General features: G+C 77.3%; 1 pseudogene. It reads right to left on the bottom strand.

The features are described from left to right. Positions 1–117: 117 nt before the first annotated feature. Positions 118–370 (bottom strand): annotated as a pseudogene (locus KH400_RS30115) (hypothetical protein); the annotation flags it as partial.

The raw sequence follows: 370 nt of genomic DNA, 5'->3' as shown, positions 1-370 counted from the left end.
GCGCGGGGGCGTCCGCGTCGAGGTAGAAATCGTCCAGCCGCAACGGGAGCCCCCCGACCAGCCGCGCCAGCCGGGACTTGCCGCCGCCCGAGGGCCCGGCGAGCAGGACGACCCGAGTCACAGCCCCAGGGCCGAGGCCATGGCGGCCTTCAGCTCCTCCATCCGCTCGGAAGCCTCGGCCCGGGCCGCGGCCAGGTCCGCCGACCGCTCGGGGGGCAGGGCGACCTGCAGGTAGACCTTCAGCTTCGGCTCGGTGCCGGACGGGCGCGCCACCGCGCGCACGCCGTCGCCCTCCAACAGGACGCCGTCGGTGGGCGGCAGGCCGTTCCAGCCCGCTCCGAGGTCGGACGCCGTGACCGGCACCCCGGCG

Source organism: Desertibacillus haloalkaliphilus (assembly GCF_019039105.1).
Lineage (GTDB): Bacteria > Bacillota > Bacilli > Bacillales > KJ1-10-99 > Desertibacillus > Desertibacillus haloalkaliphilus.
This window is presented reverse-complemented; position numbering and strand designations above follow the sequence as displayed.